This window comes from Flavobacterium sp. KKT103 (assembly GCF_055640565.1).
Genome location: NZ_CM145766.1, coordinates 2,741,721 through 2,756,875, shown reverse-complemented (window position 1 = coordinate 2,756,875; position 15,155 = coordinate 2,741,721). Strand labels below are relative to the sequence as shown.

General features: G+C 38.7%; 18 protein-coding genes. 7 read left to right on the top strand and 11 right to left on the bottom strand.

All coding sequences use genetic code 11. From position 1 onward, the window contains the following. Positions 1-9: 9 nt before the first annotated feature. The 7 genes from ACZ2G0_RS11835 (at position 10) to ACZ2G0_RS11805 (ending at position 5,768) form a co-directional block, all read left to right on the top strand. On the top strand, positions 10-231 hold the full coding sequence (locus ACZ2G0_RS11835) for a nitrogen regulatory IIA protein (protein ID WP_470303565.1): 222 nt from the start codon (positions 10-12) through the stop codon (positions 229-231). Between the two features lie 52 nt (positions 232-283). Then, positions 284-1,612, top strand: a complete 1,329-nt coding sequence (gene traM / locus ACZ2G0_RS11830; protein ID WP_086452606.1) for a conjugative transposon protein TraM — start codon at positions 284-286, stop codon at positions 1,610-1,612. A gap of 25 nt (positions 1,613-1,637) precedes the next feature. Further along, positions 1,638-2,531 (top strand): conjugative transposon protein TraN, encoded by an 894-nt coding sequence (gene traN / locus ACZ2G0_RS11825; protein WP_086452607.1) that lies wholly within the window; start codon positions 1,638-1,640, stop codon positions 2,529-2,531. A 27-nt stretch (positions 2,532-2,558) separates the two neighbouring features. Next, complete coding sequence (locus ACZ2G0_RS11820) at positions 2,559-3,119, top strand: conjugal transfer protein TraO (protein ID WP_132067544.1); 561 nt, start codon at positions 2,559-2,561, stop codon at positions 3,117-3,119. Between the two features lie 11 nt (positions 3,120-3,130). Further along, on the top strand, positions 3,131-3,571 hold the full coding sequence (locus tag ACZ2G0_RS11815; protein ID WP_086452609.1) for a DUF3872 domain-containing protein: 441 nt from the start codon (positions 3,131-3,133) through the stop codon (positions 3,569-3,571). Between the two features lie 202 nt (positions 3,572-3,773). Further along, the gene (locus tag ACZ2G0_RS11810) at positions 3,774-4,052 is read left to right on the top strand and encodes a sigma factor-like helix-turn-helix DNA-binding protein (protein ID WP_417982778.1); all 279 of its coding nucleotides are present in this window, start codon (positions 3,774-3,776) and stop codon (positions 4,050-4,052) included. Between the two features lie 675 nt (positions 4,053-4,727). Further along, positions 4,728-5,768 carry an IS110 family RNA-guided transposase gene (locus ACZ2G0_RS11805; RefSeq protein ID WP_315224878.1) on the top strand — a complete coding sequence of 347 codons (1,041 nt, stop codon included), beginning with the start codon at positions 4,728-4,730 and terminating at the stop codon, positions 5,766-5,768. A 129-nt stretch (positions 5,769-5,897) separates the two neighbouring features. On the opposite strand, the gene ACZ2G0_RS11800 is transcribed toward ACZ2G0_RS11805, so the two are convergent. The 11 genes from ACZ2G0_RS11800 to ACZ2G0_RS11750 all read right to left on the bottom strand — a co-directional run bounded on the left by ACZ2G0_RS11800 (position 5,898) and on the right by ACZ2G0_RS11750 (position 14,882). Continuing rightward, positions 5,898-6,692 (bottom strand): cation efflux transmembrane domain-containing protein, encoded by a 795-nt coding sequence (locus ACZ2G0_RS11800; RefSeq protein WP_045752356.1) that lies wholly within the window; start codon positions 6,690-6,692, stop codon positions 5,898-5,900. 5 nt (positions 6,693-6,697) lie between these two features. Further along, positions 6,698-8,869 (bottom strand): TonB-dependent receptor, encoded by a 2,172-nt coding sequence (locus ACZ2G0_RS11795; RefSeq protein ID WP_086452611.1) that lies wholly within the window; start codon positions 8,867-8,869, stop codon positions 6,698-6,700. A gap of 87 nt (positions 8,870-8,956) precedes the next feature. Continuing rightward, entirely contained in the window at positions 8,957-9,268 is a 312-nt protein-coding gene (locus ACZ2G0_RS11790; protein ID WP_045752358.1) for a hypothetical protein, read from the bottom strand. 373 nt (positions 9,269-9,641) lie between these two features. Continuing rightward, the gene (locus ACZ2G0_RS11785; protein WP_417982782.1) at positions 9,642-10,448 is read right to left on the bottom strand and encodes a PRTRC system ThiF family protein; all 807 of its coding nucleotides are present in this window, start codon (positions 10,446-10,448) and stop codon (positions 9,642-9,644) included. Next, on the bottom strand, positions 10,448-11,170 hold the full coding sequence (locus ACZ2G0_RS11780) for a PRTRC system protein B (RefSeq protein ID WP_417982784.1): 723 nt from the start codon (positions 11,168-11,170) through the stop codon (positions 10,448-10,450). The genes ACZ2G0_RS11785 and ACZ2G0_RS11780 overlap by 1 nt, the downstream gene beginning before the upstream one ends. Then, positions 11,167-12,342, bottom strand: a complete 1,176-nt coding sequence (locus ACZ2G0_RS11775; protein WP_470307818.1) for a hypothetical protein — start codon at positions 12,340-12,342, stop codon at positions 11,167-11,169. Before ACZ2G0_RS11775 ends, ACZ2G0_RS11780 begins: the two co-directional genes overlap by 4 nt. A gap of 17 nt (positions 12,343-12,359) precedes the next feature. Further along, the gene (locus ACZ2G0_RS11770; RefSeq protein WP_417982790.1) at positions 12,360-12,578 is read right to left on the bottom strand and encodes a PRTRC system protein C; all 219 of its coding nucleotides are present in this window, start codon (positions 12,576-12,578) and stop codon (positions 12,360-12,362) included. A gap of 17 nt (positions 12,579-12,595) precedes the next feature. Then, positions 12,596-13,132 carry a PRTRC system protein E gene (locus ACZ2G0_RS11765; protein WP_417982792.1) on the bottom strand — a complete coding sequence of 179 codons (537 nt, stop codon included), beginning with the start codon at positions 13,130-13,132 and terminating at the stop codon, positions 12,596-12,598. Positions 13,133-13,144: 12 nt separating this feature from the next. Next, positions 13,145-13,339 (bottom strand): hypothetical protein, encoded by a 195-nt coding sequence (locus tag ACZ2G0_RS11760; RefSeq protein WP_113667246.1) that lies wholly within the window; start codon positions 13,337-13,339, stop codon positions 13,145-13,147. Positions 13,340-13,396: 57 nt separating this feature from the next. Continuing rightward, positions 13,397-14,470 (bottom strand): DUF932 domain-containing protein, encoded by a 1,074-nt coding sequence (locus ACZ2G0_RS11755; protein WP_417982794.1) that lies wholly within the window; start codon positions 14,468-14,470, stop codon positions 13,397-13,399. Positions 14,471-14,504: 34 nt separating this feature from the next. Beyond that, on the bottom strand, positions 14,505-14,882 hold the full coding sequence (locus tag ACZ2G0_RS11750; protein ID WP_417982796.1) for a single-stranded DNA-binding protein: 378 nt from the start codon (positions 14,880-14,882) through the stop codon (positions 14,505-14,507). Between the last annotated feature and the right edge of the window lie 273 nt (positions 14,883-15,155).

Below are 15,155 nucleotides of genomic sequence, written 5' to 3'. Positions count from 1 at the left end.
ACGCAGGATATGAAAAAATTACGAACTGATATGGACAAGTGGTTTGAGAAACTAGATGAACGTTGGCGAACACTGCCTTTAAGAAAACAGCACAAGTACACGCTTTACTTTTTTGCGGGGTATATGTTGCTTAGCGCAGGGGTTATTTTCAAAGTATGGTATAATACCAGCAAGTCCAATAACGATATGGTCATCGAGCATATCGAAAATCCTGTTCTCAAAAAGAAATGAAGTCCTGCACTCTTGCAGGATACAGTATCAACAATTTTAAAAAATAAGATTTATGAAAGAAAATGAGAATAAAAAAACGGTTGTTCGGGTAACGGAAGGTAACCCAGCAGCAACCGAAGATGTACTGCAAGACTGTACACAGAGCAAAGCCCAAAAGCTTAAAAAACCGCTCATCTTCGGTTTGATGGGTGTTGTGTTCCTCGGCTTTATGTATCTGATCTTTAAACCGTCTTCCGAGAAAAAGGAAATCGAGAAAATCGGACTAAATGATGTCGTACCTCAGGCTACGGGTGCAGGAATGCCTGACGATAAGGGTAAGGCATATGAGGAGGAAATGCTGGAACGTAAGAATCAGGAAAAACGAAACACTCTCATATCTCTTTCTGATTACTGGAATGCAGACGAAAAAGGAGAAGCGGGAGAGGAGCTGCCTGACGAGGAAGAAAGCTACAGTAGTTCCAACGGATCTGGAAAACACAGTAATCCCGCTTTGAACAGTTACCGCAACGTGCAGAGCACATTGGGCTCTTTCTATAAGGATGATAATTCTGAAACGCTGGAGCTCCGTAAGCAATTGGAGGAATTAAAGGAAACACTGGCTGAGAAAGACGTTCCAGCCAGAGTAACAGTAGATGACCAATTGGCATTGATGGAGAAATCCTATCAGATGGCTGCAAAATATCTTCCTTCAGGTGCAAATACGGGAGAAGTTGTACCTGCCAATGGTGCTGTTTCTAAGTCTTCTTCGTCTACACAAAAAGAGCAGTTTGTGGTATTCACTTCTACAAGAAAGAATACCGTATCCTCCTTGTACCGTGAGCCTAGCGATAGTGTCTTTTTAGCAGATTGGAGTCAAAACAAAAACAGCCGTTTTTATACTGCCAGTGCTTTAGAACAAGTGGTACAACCCAAGAACAGTATCAAAGCCTGTGTACAGGAAACCCAGACCATTATTGGTGAAACTGGAGTACGCTTACGGTTACTGGAACCTGCTAAAACGCCTAATCGTACCATTCCCAAAGGAACAATTTTAACGGCTAATGCCAAACTTGAGGGAGGACGTTTACAGATGAAGGTTACTTCCATAGAATTGGACGGAAACATCATCCCGGTTGATATTACGATTTATGATCTGGACGGTCAGCAGGGTTTGTATGTGCCTTATTCGCATGAAATAAATGCCCTTACTGAAATGGCTGGCAATATGAGCCAGCAATCCGGGACGAGCCTGATGCTTACCCAATCGGCAGGACAACAGGTCGCCGCTGATTTGAGCCGTGGTGTAGTACAGGGCATTTCGGGCTATTTCTCCAAAAAAGTGAAGACACCGAAAGTTACCTTAAAGGCAGGGCATCAACTGTTCCTAGTTTCCAAAAAATAATGTTAAACATAAATAGAATTAAACAATGAAAAATCACTTAAAAAACTTTTGGGCATTTGCCCTAATGATCGGCTTTACAGTATCTTCTTTTGCACAGGATAGCGAAAAAACGCCTCTTGCTTTAGGCAAGATAGAACCGTACCTTATGGAAGTTACTTATGACAAGACTTCACATCTGATTTTTCCAACCGCTATCCGCTATGTGGATCTGGGCAGTGAATACCTGATTGCAGGAAAAGCAGAAGATGCGGAAAATGTACTTCGTGTAAAAGCATCGGTAAAAGAGTTTGGAACCGAAACCAATTTTTCGGTGATTACCGATGACGGTCGCTTTTACAGTTTCAATGTGCATTACAGCTCATCCCCGGAGGTGTTGAGTTATGACCTGCTGACGATGCAAAAGGCAGTGGATAAAGCGGATGGAAACGATGTGCTTTTTGAAGAATTGGGTAATAACTCACCATCACTGGCAGGCTTATTACTGGAAACAATTTACAAAAACGATAAGCGCATTGTAAAGCATATTGGGGCGAAAAGTTTCGGCATACAGTTTATTCTGAAAGGAATTTATATCCATAATGGTAAATACTATTTCCATACGGAACTCGCAAACCGTACCAATGTTCCTTTCCAGATTGATTTTATGAATTTCAAGGTAGTGGACAAAAAAATCGCAAAGCGTACTGTGGTACAGGAAAGACCCATGATACCACTACGTACTTACAAGCTACTCAGTGAGATTGGCGGAAAAACAACCCAACAAAATGTATTCCTGTTGGATCAGTTTACCATTGCCGATGACAAGGTGTTATTGATTGAGATTTTCGAGAAGAACGGGGGCAGACATCAGACATTTCAGGTAGAAAATTCCGATTTGATTAAGGCTAGTTTGATTAACGATATGCACCTTAAATTTTAGTAATCCATTAAACGTAATAACAGAAAAATGAAAAAGTATATTTATATAATGATGTTCTTCCTTGTAGGCATCACTATCTCACAGGCACAACGAATGCTGCCTAAACAGAAAGGACTGGAGGTAAACGCAGGAATCTTATCCGATGTCTATCCCGACAGGAACTACTACCTCAATATTGGAATGACCTTAAACGGTAAAAATGGTAATTATCAGCTTTGGGCATTGGAATATACGTACCAGTATGATGAGTATAAAAACCTCCGCTTACCACAGGAAACCTACACATCAGAAGGTGGTTATAGTTTCTTCATGTTGGGTGATACCCGTAAGAACATTACCCTGAATGCAGCAATAACTGGTGTACTGGGTTATGAAAGCATTAACCGTGGCGAAGCTTTGTTGTATGACGGGGCAAAAATACTGACTGAGGACAATTTCATTTACGGCGCAGGCGGACGGCTGTCTTTTGAAACATACCTGTCCGACCGTTTTGTGTTGATTCTTCAGGGTCGCACAAAAGTTTTGTGGGGTACGGACCTGGAACAGTTCCGACCTTCAGCCGGTCTGGGATTGAGGATTAACTTTTAAAATATAAAACAATGATAACATTTTTTAATAAATTCAGAATAGGATTACTGTCAATGTATGTATTGCTGGGAATCCTGATAAGTTCCGTTTCATCCTGTAGCAAAGACGAACTGGAAATACAAAATGATTTCCCTTTTGAGGTAAAGGTGATGCCCATACCCAAAGAAATTGCTAATGGCAATACCGTGGAGATTAGGCTGACGATACAGCCAACCGGCAATTATAACAACACGCAATACTATCTTCGCTACTTTCAGTTTGACGGACAAGGAACTTTGCAGTATAACGATACGTCACCTTATCTGCCCAACGATTTGTACCCGTTGCAGGCTAAGCAATTCAGATTGTATTATACTTCGAACTCCACCGTCTCCCAATCCTTTGATGTATGGATTTCGGATAATTTCGGGAACGAAAGGCAGTTGAGTTTTGAGTTTAACAGCAGTAATTAGCCGTCAGATATAGGTTTTTATGCTCTCACTATAAAGTTCGTATTTAATCACAACCCGAAGATCATCTTCGGGTTGTTTTATTTGCTATTACCCTATGGATCTCTATTAAGCTCATTGTATAACTGAATAAACATTATTATCTTGGTTCTAATTTGTGGCATCCAAAGACTATTTTTAATAATGAGATTTTAACAACATTCCTATGAAAGATGTAATAGCACTTACCAATAGATTTTATATCGAAATGTCCCGAAAAGTACTCTCTGAAAAGGAATATGATGTATTGCAAAAGCTCCTGATAGAAAAAATGACGCTTCAGGAAGTGGCCGCCATTTATGGGGTCACCGGTGAACGTGTTCGCCAAATTTACGCGAAAACGTATAAAAAAGTAAAGAGCGTAACCCAGTTACTTGCTGAAATTGATGACTATAAGCACAAATTGGAACAGTTAAAATACGACTTTAAATGCGAGACTCAATAAATTAAAAAAGGTGAGACTCAACAAATTAAAAAAAGAAAAAATAAAATCGAAACTGACCTGCAAAAAAAGCTTTATAAAAGCCATTTTCCTTTTAGTAAGAGAATGAATAGTATGATGGAGGTTTTAGATATTCACACCATAGGTCAGCTTTGCGAGATACCTTTGACAGATTTTCATCGTTTCAAGGGATTCCAAAAACAGTGCAAAAAAGAACTAATCGCATTTATAGAGTTTGAAAGCATTGAAAATCTTTTTGAAGGATTTTCTGTGTGGAAAACACAGCCAATTCAGTAATTTGGAATGACAGAAAATCCAGTTATAGTAAGGCGACGTTCTTTTGCTTCTCCTATGTTTGTATAATATAATCTAAGTGAGGAAAAGTGAGATAGATTTTGCTTTAAAGAGCTTAATAGTATTTTCAAGCGAAGAAACTGCCTCTTCTTCTTTTACCTCCTATGTTTGTATAATATAATCTAAGTGAGGAAGAGTGAGAGCAGATTTTGCTTTAAATAGCTTAATAGTATATTCAAGAAAAGAAACTGCCTCCTCTTCTTTTACCTTTTAGAATCTGAACAGAATGTAAGGAATTCACCCACAAACATTGGGTTGTATAGCCAGTATATCCATTCAGGAGAAAAGATGTAGAAAGGTTATCACTTACCTAAACCAGATAAGATGAAGGTATTATTAAAACAGACAGTAGGAATTGATGTCGCACAAAATGAATTAGTTGTATCGCTTGGTCGAATGGATCAACAGATAAGCATAGAAGTTTATGCCTATAAAGTATTTCCCAACACACAAAAAGGATTTTCCAGTCTTGTATCATGGGTAAATAAGCAAACATTAACTAATGTAGAGGTACGGTATGTGATGGAAGCTACCGGAGTTTACCATGAATCCTTAGCTTATTACCTTTGCACTAATCAAAAACAAGTTAGTATCGTTTTACCAAACAAAATCAGTAATTATGTAAGGACACTTGACATAAAAACTATTACCGACAAGAGTGCTTCACAAGCCATTGCAAGATTTGGCTTGGAAAGGCAATTAGAAGTATGGCAACCTCCATTAAAAATATTCAATGATTTGAGACAGCTTTGTCGAGAACGAGAACAACTGGTACAGGAACGGACTATGTTAAAAAATCAGCTACATGCTGAGCGTACTTCTGCAACATCTAGCGAAAAATCAATAAAACGTACCAAGAAAAGAATTGCCATGATTGATAAGCAGGAAAAGGAAATAATGGAGGAAATTGCTGCACTTATCAAAGGAGATGAAGCTATAGCTAAAAAGATGAAAGTAATAACTTCTATACCAGGAATAGGAAATCTGACTGCTGTCACCATTATCGCTGAAACCAACGGATTTGAATTAATAAAAAATAAAAGACAGTTGGTAAGCTATGCTGGATTGGATGTAAGGGAAAAAACATCTGGAACTTCTGTGAAATCTAAACCCCGAATATCCAAGCGGGGTAATCGGAATTTAAGGAAAGTAATGCACTTCCCCGCATTGGCTGCAATCAGAACCGATGAAAACTTCAAATGTATTTTCTTAAGATTGGCTTCAAGGCATGGCATTAAAATGATAGCAATTGTTGCCATTCAAAGAAAGCTTCTGGAGCTAACGTATATCCTATGGAAATCAAATACGTCTTATTGCCCAAATTATCACAATCAGAGTACTACAACAGAAACAATAACCATGTAATAAAATGAAAAAAGGGTAGCTGTTTTATATGCTACCCAATAATAAATATGCAAAACAAGATGAATTCTCAGTAAGAAATTCATCCGCAGTGTTATGCTTTCTCACGAACAATTCTGTTAACCTTCATTATTATTTTGCAAGTTTTAGAATGCGATACGCACCTTTTGCCACAATTAGGAATACAAGCGCTCCAATAATAAGATCGGGATAACTTGAATTGAGCCAATTAACTAAAAGACCAGCAACAATAACTCCCGAATTGATAATGACATCATTTGATGTGAATATCATCGAAGCCTGCATATGCGCTTCTTTACTTTTGTTCTTTTGTAAGAGATAAAGGCAAAATACGTTTGCAATCAATGCTAAAACTGAAACGACAATCATTGTTTTGAAATCGGGCATAGCTTCAATTCCCATAAAACGTCTGATCACTTCAACGAAACCTACAATAGCAAGTAAGACTTGGAAGTATCCTGCAAATCTGGCGATGTTGTTTTTTAGGGCGATTGTTCCACCAACAGCGATTAATGCCAATGCGTAAACGACACTGTCTGCAAGCATATCCAAGCTATCGGCTATCAATCCCATTGAACCTGAAAAAATACCGAACAACATTTCCAGTCCAAAAAACAGGAAATTGATAATCAACACGATCCAAAGTAATTTCCGTTGCTTGTTGCTTGTATCTGTTTCAACAACAAAATTGCTTTTTTCAGTTGAAACCAATGTCGTATTTAGGTTCAGTGTTCCCAAAGCCAAAAAAATTGGCTCTGGGTTTCCATTGTGATAAACGTCCAATTTTCTATTGGCTATATCAAATTCCAATCCTTTTACCGTATCAAAGTCTTGCAGTTTCATACGGATTAATTGCTCCTCGCTTGGGCAATCCATTTTAGTTATATTGAATATGGTTTTTTCCATTTGTTTTAAAGCTTGAATTTTATTCCTCCGTTAATCACAAATCCGTCCAAAGGTGCATAAATGTCTTTAAAAACCGGATTGGTTATTGTTCCTGTATAAATGCTACCAAAGCGTGTTTGTCGGGTGTCAAGGAAGTTTTCAAAGTTGATGTACAGAGAAAATCTTTCCCAAATCTTTTCAGCCATAAACCCGGTAATAAAGTAACCTTTGCCCGTAGTTCCATTATTCAGTTTTTGAGGACTGAAATAATAGGCTTCCAGACCAACTTTCCATTTGTCTTCTATTTCATACATCAGGATGGAATTAATGCGGTGCTTTGGCGTTAACGGGCTTTCTACAGTCATTCCATTTTGGTTTAATCGAGCATCTGTATAAGTGTATCCCAAAAATAATTTCAGGTCATCGTAACCAATTTTAATATTGGTTTCTGTTCCTTTAGTATGAATATAACCTGGAGAATTAACGAACTGATACAGATTTGCAGAGGGGTTTTCAAGTAACAAGGGATTATCCAGATAGGTGTAAAAGAACAATTGGTTTATGCTAAATGACCAATCTTCCCCAATGTAGGTGCGGTAATTGATGTCTGCATTTGCTCCATAACTTTTTTCCAATTTATTGATTTTGTTGTCAATAGGCATTACATTTTGATATTGTAGGCGTTCGCTTTCTTCTGTAAAAATGGTTGGTGTTTTATACCCAAATCCACCTCCAATACGTGAAGTCAATCCGTTTGCAATCTTAAACAATGCAGATACTCTTGGCAAAAATACAGCTCCGTAATCTATCACGTAATCCGTTCTTAAACCCGCTTCTAATTGAAGCCAATCAGTAGCCTTAAAAGAATTTTGAACGAAAGCTCCGAATGTGTTTTGGCTGTAATCCCTCAACGGAAATGCAGTAATCTGCTTTTCTTTAAAATTGTCTGTCCAAATATTGACCCCTGCTACCCATTCCGATTTTTCTGTACTGTTGGTATAATTTGCTTCTGTAAAAGTTGCGGTTTGTGTTCCCTCAAACTGATAGTTGGGAATTGTTGTATTTCGGTTAAAATAACTCACGCTATTTTTAATTTGAAAAGAACTTTTTTCATCAATTAAGTGGTCGAAAACAAATTGTGTGGAATAGCGTTGTGTTTTATTTTTCTCGAAATATTGATGTGTGTTATCTCCTTTACCTTTGATGTAAAGCATATCACCTCCCAAACGGTTTTCGATAGTTGTATTGACACCGAAATTCATTTTTGTTTTATCATTGAAATAAACAAACAATTTAGGGTTCAGTACAAAACGTTCAAATTTTGGAATGGCAGAAAAACCAATTTTTGCAGGGTCGTAAGCTCCGTTTCTATTATGCGAAGCAAATATGGTTGTTCCGATTTTCTTAAACTTCTGTCCGTAAAAACCGTTGATGTCTAAACCTCCACCTGATGTTCCGTTTAAATGAAAACGCAAATCCCTTTCTTCCGTTGGTGTCTTGGAAATCAGGTTTACCAAACCTGCTATTGCTCCACCACCATACAGCGTAGATGTAGAACCTTTGATAACTTCAACCTGCTTTAAGTCAAGCGGTGGAATTTGCAACAAACCTAATCCGCTTGAAGCACCCGAAAAAATAGGAAAGCCGTCTTTCAAGATTTGCGTATATCTTCCGTCAAGTCCTTGAATACGGATACTTGCATTGGCACTTGTGGGCGAAGTGGTTTGTACGTGAATACCTGTACTTTCCGCCAAGAGCATACGAATATCCCCAGGTTTCATATTGCCTTTTTCGCCCAATTCTTCACTTCCGATAAATTCAATGCGGGTAGGAATATTTTGTATGCTCCTTGTACTTCTTGTAGAAGATATAACCACTTCCTCTAACTCCTCTGAACTTTCTTTGAGTAAGATTTCAATAACGCTGGTGTCCTTTAATGGAAATTCCAATGTATCAATACGTTCATTAAAGCCTACGTAACTAAAATGTATTTCCTGTACACCGTCAGGAACATTTACTATTATGATTTGACCATTTTCGTTGGATGTCGCTGCAAGCGAGGTTCCTTTTATAGATGCCGTCACACCAATCAAAGGATCTTTGTTTTCACTGTTTCTAATAACAGCATTTAAATTGTTTTGTGCAAATACACAGAGATTTAGTGTCATAAAAAATGACATAAAGAGTATTTTTTTCATTATATGAAAAATTATTAATGTTTGAAAAATAAGAATTGACGGTTTGTAGCACCGCAATTTGTTATTGTGCCGAAGACACTAAAAACATTAATTAATCTTAGGCGGTTGCCAAATGGAAGAGAAGAAGTCTGAAACAGCTGACGCAGTTATTACACCTAATTTCTTTTTAGGTTGTTGGACATAATTGGATGTTAAAGCATAAAAAGAAGTAATTACAAATCCAGTACAGGTATTGCATTTAGAAAAAGGCGAGCAACATTCCATACCGCAACCGTCGCTATCTTCTTCCTGACTATTTGTTGTTTGATGTATGACGTCAAAGCATTTATCTTCCATAAAGCCTGGCAAGATCGATAAGACCAAGACCATTAATGCTAATATGAATGATAAATTTTTCATTTGGCAAATGTATAAATTTATGCTCAATTTCACACAGTAATAAAGAATTAGAACATCAACTGTTATTTTTAAATAATATATAGCGAGAATTAGAGAAGAGATAGTATTAAATTTCTATCATTTTTAAAAAATATATTTGGTTTATAACACAGAATCTTTTCTTTGGTGGCTGATGTGGAAAGAAAAGAAGTCGGCTGAAACAACGAAAGGGATAATGAATATCCCTTAGAAATAAGATTCCAACCTGTTTGGTAAAATGCGGAGTTAGGAAGTGCGAAAGGTGCATTTTGGTAAAGTGGTTGCACCGATTTGGCGCAAAAAGACTGTCCCGACCATCGGAAGGGAGTGTCTTTTTGCCGCCCGATTTTGACTATCAGGCGACTTTTATGGGGTGGGTACGAAAGTCTTTCAGATTGTGGAAAAAGCCTCTGTACGGAGTCATACCATACCGAAATAAGCTCCATAAAAGCGAACAGCCCATTTGTGTTAAAGAGGAATTGATAAACAAATCCTGTTTCTCCAAAGCTTCCGCTAAACTGCAACTCGGTGTTTCATCGTGTTGTTCGGACTGCTTCAATAATTCTCCAAATTCTTCCGTAATCATTGGCAGGCTTGCCACCGTTTCGTATTTCTCCGAATTGGGTTGATGAATGTTTCCTATGGTAGACAGTAACACTTGCCCTGTATGCTGGCTGTTGCCAAAATCCAACCAATATTTCGGTTCATCCCTGTGGTGTCTGCGTTTACAAATTTCTTTCAGAATTTCGGCAACTCCAAACCTCGCCTTTATATTATCCACGCAGGTAATGTAAATAGTTGCCTGTGCTTCTTCGGGTATTCTGCCCAAACTGTCCTTTTCAAACTTTGTGGTTTCGGCTTTCCAATTTGTCCCTGAAAAGCGGTTTGCACGGTTAATGAGTGCAACGGATTTGTATAGCCCTGTTTCACTTTCTGCAAAACGCTGTCTCCCTAAATTGGCATTAGTCACAATATCATCATCCCATAAGCGGACACGTAGCCCTGCGTGTCCCAATTCGATTAAGCTATGGTTCATTTCCATTAATGCGGTCAAAACCTTTGAGCCTGTGCCACCTGCACCGATTAAGTTTACCGCAATGGGATTGGTCGGGCTTATCAGATAGTTATCTGTAAAATGTACTTTTAGTTTCTCGGTATTCATCACAAAAGATTTTTAAGGGTTTTGTTGTTCTTCTTCAAGGTCTTTTTAGGAAATACTTCGCTTGTTTCAATCAGTTTTTTCCAGAGGCTTACGCAATTCCCTTTTATGGGATTTTGTTTGCCTAATAAATGACTGAAATAGCTGTTAAAAAAGTAGTTTTCCCAAGCAGTTGTAAATTCCTCCACAGAAGCGGAATTTTTAATATCTATGCTTACAGTTCCCATACATACTTTGCCATCTTCATAAATATTGAAGAAAGGAGCATAATACAATGATGTATTTTCTGTTGGTCTTCTGTCAGTTGCAAGAGCAAATACCACAAGGCTGTTTTTACTGGCATACCAAAGCATTGGCGGTACATACGCTTTGCCGTTGGGTATGCCCAAGCCGTTCACAAAATACAATTGCTGTTCCTGTGCTTTGGTGTACCAAAGTACCGTGCCTTTTTCGCTCGGATTGATATGCAGTATTTTGGTCTGCAAAATTCCTTTTGGCTTTAAAAAAGCTTTGTTCTTTTCTTTGTCGGTGTGTAAAGCTTTTGCCAACACTTTAGCTTCATTTACGGTCAATGGATGGGCATTGACAGGATTTCCGTTTTTATCCATATCAAAATGCTCCACATACATATCGGTCTTCGTCCCTTTGGTTTGGTAAAAAACCAATGCTGATTTTGGGTGGTAAAGTGCTCCAAAAGCCTCGGTTATGTCGTTTACGTTGTTCATTTTCTTGTCGTTTTATAATCATACAGTAGTGTGCAGAGTTCGTCCAAAAGGGCAAACAGGCGGTTCTCAAAATCAAGATTGGTTTGTGTTATGTTGCTTCCATCAAAACGTTTGAAAATGGTAGGTTCTTCCATTGCTCCATATTCATTAAACTCATTGTTAATATTATCGGCAAGTCTCTCATACAGCCAACCTGTAGTATCAGCTATAAATAAGATGTATTTTTCCATTCCAATAGTTTCGGATTCGTTTTCATCAGTATAGGGGTCTTCTTCGGGTCTTGGTGCGTTTCGGAAAATGCTCTCGTGTGGATATTGTGAATAAAGGGCAAAGGCATCGCAAGCTACTTTTTGGCACTCCTGATCGAATTTGTCACGGCTTTTAAAGTGGTTAAAACGCTGTTCAAATACCTGTAAATTGATACGGTTGAATAGCTTCTGTTCAACCCGTTCGCCTATCCATTCGGCTTTTTCAATCTCTGCAATACAGCTGTCCGTTTCATCGGTATAATCATCTTGTTCCACCCAATCGTTCATCATTTCGTACATCCAATACAGATAGCAGTTTTCCTGTCTGTAATAAGGTATATCGGCAATATGGTACAGATAACTGCAAACCGAAACAAGCAATTGAGCCGTCTTTTTACGCTTTGGGTCATGGAGCATTAGAAAGAGTGGTACAATTGGAATATAGTACAGGGTTGTACCTGTGCTGTATCGTTCTTCGCTCGTAAAAAATGTTTTCTTACTATCCTGTACTAAACGTAAATTATCCCAATTGGCATTGTTTTGTTTTAACTTGGTTTCAGCATCCCACATAGCCAAAGCCATATTGTAAGGGTAGCCGTATTCCTGCGTTTGTAGCGGTTCAATGCCGTAATGCTCTGCAAGTTGGGAAAGGGACTTGTAAAAATCCCTTTGCATTTTTGCTGTTTTCTTACAATCCTGTATGGATTGTGTTGTTTTCAGTTTAGGTAGAAACGCACACTTCAGAAAACCATTGGAAGCATTGCTATCGGTACGGATTTCTGTTTGTCTTTCCGTACTTCGTTTGTGTCTTTGGCTCTTTGCATCCATTGTGCGAACTCGCCCAATTGTTGGTGCAGTTGCCGTTGTGTTTTCTGTTCGGGTATGCTCATAGTTCCCGATAGGATATTGCGTTGCATAGTTCATTGTTTTTTATTTTTGGTTTAACCTTTTGTTCCCATAACGCTCTCTAATTTGTATTCTATCCTATCATCACGGATGATGGGGGCAGCTATTTTTGCGGTGGTTAGAATGGGATACGTATTGGCGTAAAAATTCAATACCGCTTCCACGCTCCAACGTGGTTCGGGGTCGGTCAGTGTGATGTCCTGTCCTTTGTCTTTAATTATAAATACTCGTTCTAACTGTGTTGTTACTAACATAACTGTTGGATTTTGCGTTAAACGGTAGGTTGTTCTATCGCAAACAGACCTGTTGAAGAAAATTGGTTTGATAGTTCCGATTTACGTTTGCTTATCTCGTCTGCCTTTTCGGGGTAGTCGTTAATTTCGGGTACTTTCATCCACGCTTCACGGAATTTGCCCTCTTTTTCCAATTCGTCTGCCTTTACCATACCGTCTTTAAACTTCTTGTCTTTGGCTTCCTGTTCTTTCTTTTGTGTGTCGGATTTTTCCTTTTCCATTGCCGATTGCTTTTTGGCTACTTCCAATTGCTTCATAAAGGCTTCCATATTTACCATTAAACCCGAAGCGGTTTGCAAAGGCGTTGTTATCTGCTGAAAAAATCCCTCGTCCAATTCTTCTGCCGTTCCCCGCAGATTAAGCGGTGGTATCAGTTGTTTCGCATTATCTCCACATTGCTCATTTTGAAGTATTATGGAAACAATAAGGGTGTTTTCTATACCCTTTGATATAGTGAGTTGTAAATCTCCTGTAATGCCTATTTGCGCTATCTGATTGAAAAAATTTGCATTCATCGTTTTAAAAATTTAATTGTTGTTTAATCCTTCTTTTATTGTTGTCAGCTTCTCGTACATATCTGTCCAATAGGCGTTCTGCTTTTTGTCATAATCGGAGTAGCTTTCATTCTCATGCCTGTATTTTTTATACCGTTTGGTTATACGGATTGCTTCGTTAAGGTTTGTTACTTCAATAGGGCAACCGTTTAAATCTATTACTTTCATTTTCTGCTATTTAAAGGTAACCACCCGTAGGCGGTCACCTGTGGTTAAACATTCGGATTAATTGAAATTGAATACATCTGAACCGATTTTCTCGAAAGAAGTACACAATTCAAATGCTTTCTGTGATTTGATTTGAGCTGTTCCACCCATTACAATACTTTGTAACTTGGCTTCATCATCTTTGTAATTGCGTACATTCTGATAGTAGCCTGTCACGGCATTGTACGCCCCGAACAATGTGCCTTTGGTGGTATCCATTTGTTGAGTGTCGCTTGTCATAGCGTATGCAAAGGCATCTTGCACCACATTTTTGAACACGGTGGAAACTTCATCTTCCGCACCCTTTTTAAGCAAATCCAATGTTTCCCTGTTCGGGCAAAGAGCCAATTGGATTAGTTTTTTTACTGCTTGGTCAGTTACCTTTACTTTAGCCCACTGGTTGAATATTCCTTCTAACTGGTTGCTTAAGGTATCCGCCAAGCCCATAACTTTGTGGGCATTTTCCAAATGCTGTTTTGCTCCCGAAGTATGTTTGATGCGTACCACATTACTCATCGAACGAAGCGAGGCGTTAAGGGTATTTTGGCAAACAATACGGATAGGGGTGAAGGCTGCTGTTATGCTTCCACTGCCATCGTGTGAAGTGGTTAGGAAAATGTACTTTTCCGTTACATCATCGCCATTTCCTACTCGGATATAGTCGGGTAGTTTGGCAGTGATAAAGATGCGTTCCCCTTGTCCCAATGCTCCTGCGGTTTCGTACAATATTCCTTGTGAACCACCTACAATAGCATCAAAGAAATTGAATGCTTCACGGTTTTGTACGATGTGATAGTCTTTGCCTACCACCCCCAATACTGCATTGTTATCCGTACGTATATTGGCAAAATAGTTAGGAACTTCCAATTCGTTACTTCCAATCTCGATACTGTCAGCCGTTTGGATAATACCCGAACCTTTGGTAAATAGAGGACTTTTAACGACTTCGTAATCTAACCCTGCAAATTTTATAGCTTCCTCGCTTGTTGGGTATTGCTCTACAATTTGCCCTAGGCCGTGCCACGCTTTTTCCTTTACGCTAAAGAATGAATAACGTCCTGTTTCGCTGTTAAAATTGATATTATGTGCCATGATTTTAAATTTTAAATTATTTAGGTGCTCGTTGTTAAAATGTTAGGTCGTCCTTTGTATCGTCATTGTTGTTTCCTGTAGGAGCCTGTACCGCTTCGGCTTTTTTACCGCCCCCGTGAAGTTTGATTTGCGAGGTGTTGAAGTTCAGTCCTGCGTGCGGTTGTCCGTCACTGCCTGACCACGCTCTTGCGCTCACTTTGCCTGTCAGTTCTACCACCGTACCTTTTGTGAGTATCTGCGCTACTTTTGGACTAAGCCAATAGGCGCAGTCGAAATACGTTGTCTGCTCTATGCGCTCGCCTGCTTTGTTTTTATAGCTGTCGTTGATGGCTACCGAAAAGTTTACTACTGTTTTGCTGTTCGACACGTTGCGTACCTGCGCATCCGCTGTCACTCTTCCTGTGATGTTCATAATTTCTACGATTTTTAGTGATTAATTTTTTTTGAAATTTTATTCGGCAATGTGAGGAGGTGCTGTTTTGTTTCATCAAATCCATTTGTAATATTTTATTTCTCATTGCTGACATTTTTTTTATTCGTCTAAAGAGCCGGAGTATGCTATGTTTTGTTTCATGAGCATAAAAAGGTGAGTGTTTAGCAATAGCAAGGCTTTGATAAAAAATACAACCTGGATGGGTGGAGATTTTTTGGCAAATCTGAAGGACCAGGCCTTGCTATTGCGTTA

What these genes read in the sequence shown, in the direction of transcription:
- ACZ2G0_RS11775 (WP_470307818.1), bottom strand. Translation starts at nt 12,342, where the DNA reads ATGAACTATGCAACGCAATATCCTATCGGGAACTATGAGCATACCCGA.
- ACZ2G0_RS11760 (WP_113667246.1), bottom strand. Translation starts at nt 13,339, where the DNA reads ATGAAAGTAATAGATTTAAACGGTTGCCCTATTGAAGTAACAAACCTT.
- ACZ2G0_RS11835 (WP_470303565.1), top strand. Translation starts at nt 10, where the DNA reads ATGAAAAAATTACGAACTGATATGGACAAGTGGTTTGAGAAACTAGAT.
- ACZ2G0_RS11750 (WP_417982796.1), bottom strand. Translation starts at nt 14,882, where the DNA reads ATGAACATCACAGGAAGAGTGACAGCGGATGCGCAGGTACGCAACGTG.
- ACZ2G0_RS11805 (WP_315224878.1), top strand. Translation starts at nt 4,728, where the DNA reads ATGAAGGTATTATTAAAACAGACAGTAGGAATTGATGTCGCACAAAAT.
- ACZ2G0_RS11755 (WP_417982794.1), bottom strand. Translation starts at nt 14,470, where the DNA reads ATGGCACATAATATCAATTTTAACAGCGAAACAGGACGTTATTCATTC.
- ACZ2G0_RS11790 (WP_045752358.1), bottom strand. Translation starts at nt 9,268, where the DNA reads ATGAAAAATTTATCATTCATATTAGCATTAATGGTCTTGGTCTTATCG.
- ACZ2G0_RS11770 (WP_417982790.1), bottom strand. Translation starts at nt 12,578, where the DNA reads ATGTTAGTAACAACACAGTTAGAACGAGTATTTATAATTAAAGACAAA.
- ACZ2G0_RS11815 (WP_086452609.1), top strand. Translation starts at nt 3,131, where the DNA reads ATGATAACATTTTTTAATAAATTCAGAATAGGATTACTGTCAATGTAT.
- ACZ2G0_RS11785 (WP_417982782.1), bottom strand. Translation starts at nt 10,448, where the DNA reads ATGAATACCGAGAAACTAAAAGTACATTTTACAGATAACTATCTGATA.
- ACZ2G0_RS11795 (WP_086452611.1), bottom strand. Translation starts at nt 8,869, where the DNA reads ATGAAAAAAATACTCTTTATGTCATTTTTTATGACACTAAATCTCTGT.
- traM (WP_086452606.1), top strand. Translation starts at nt 284, where the DNA reads ATGAAAGAAAATGAGAATAAAAAAACGGTTGTTCGGGTAACGGAAGGT.
- ACZ2G0_RS11765 (WP_417982792.1), bottom strand. Translation starts at nt 13,132, where the DNA reads ATGAATGCAAATTTTTTCAATCAGATAGCGCAAATAGGCATTACAGGA.
- ACZ2G0_RS11810 (WP_417982778.1), top strand. Translation starts at nt 3,774, where the DNA reads ATGAAAGATGTAATAGCACTTACCAATAGATTTTATATCGAAATGTCC.
- ACZ2G0_RS11780 (WP_417982784.1), bottom strand. Translation starts at nt 11,170, where the DNA reads ATGAACAACGTAAACGACATAACCGAGGCTTTTGGAGCACTTTACCAC.
- ACZ2G0_RS11820 (WP_132067544.1), top strand. Translation starts at nt 2,559, where the DNA reads ATGAAAAAGTATATTTATATAATGATGTTCTTCCTTGTAGGCATCACT.
- ACZ2G0_RS11800 (WP_045752356.1), bottom strand. Translation starts at nt 6,692, where the DNA reads ATGGAAAAAACCATATTCAATATAACTAAAATGGATTGCCCAAGCGAG.
- traN (WP_086452607.1), top strand. Translation starts at nt 1,638, where the DNA reads ATGAAAAATCACTTAAAAAACTTTTGGGCATTTGCCCTAATGATCGGC.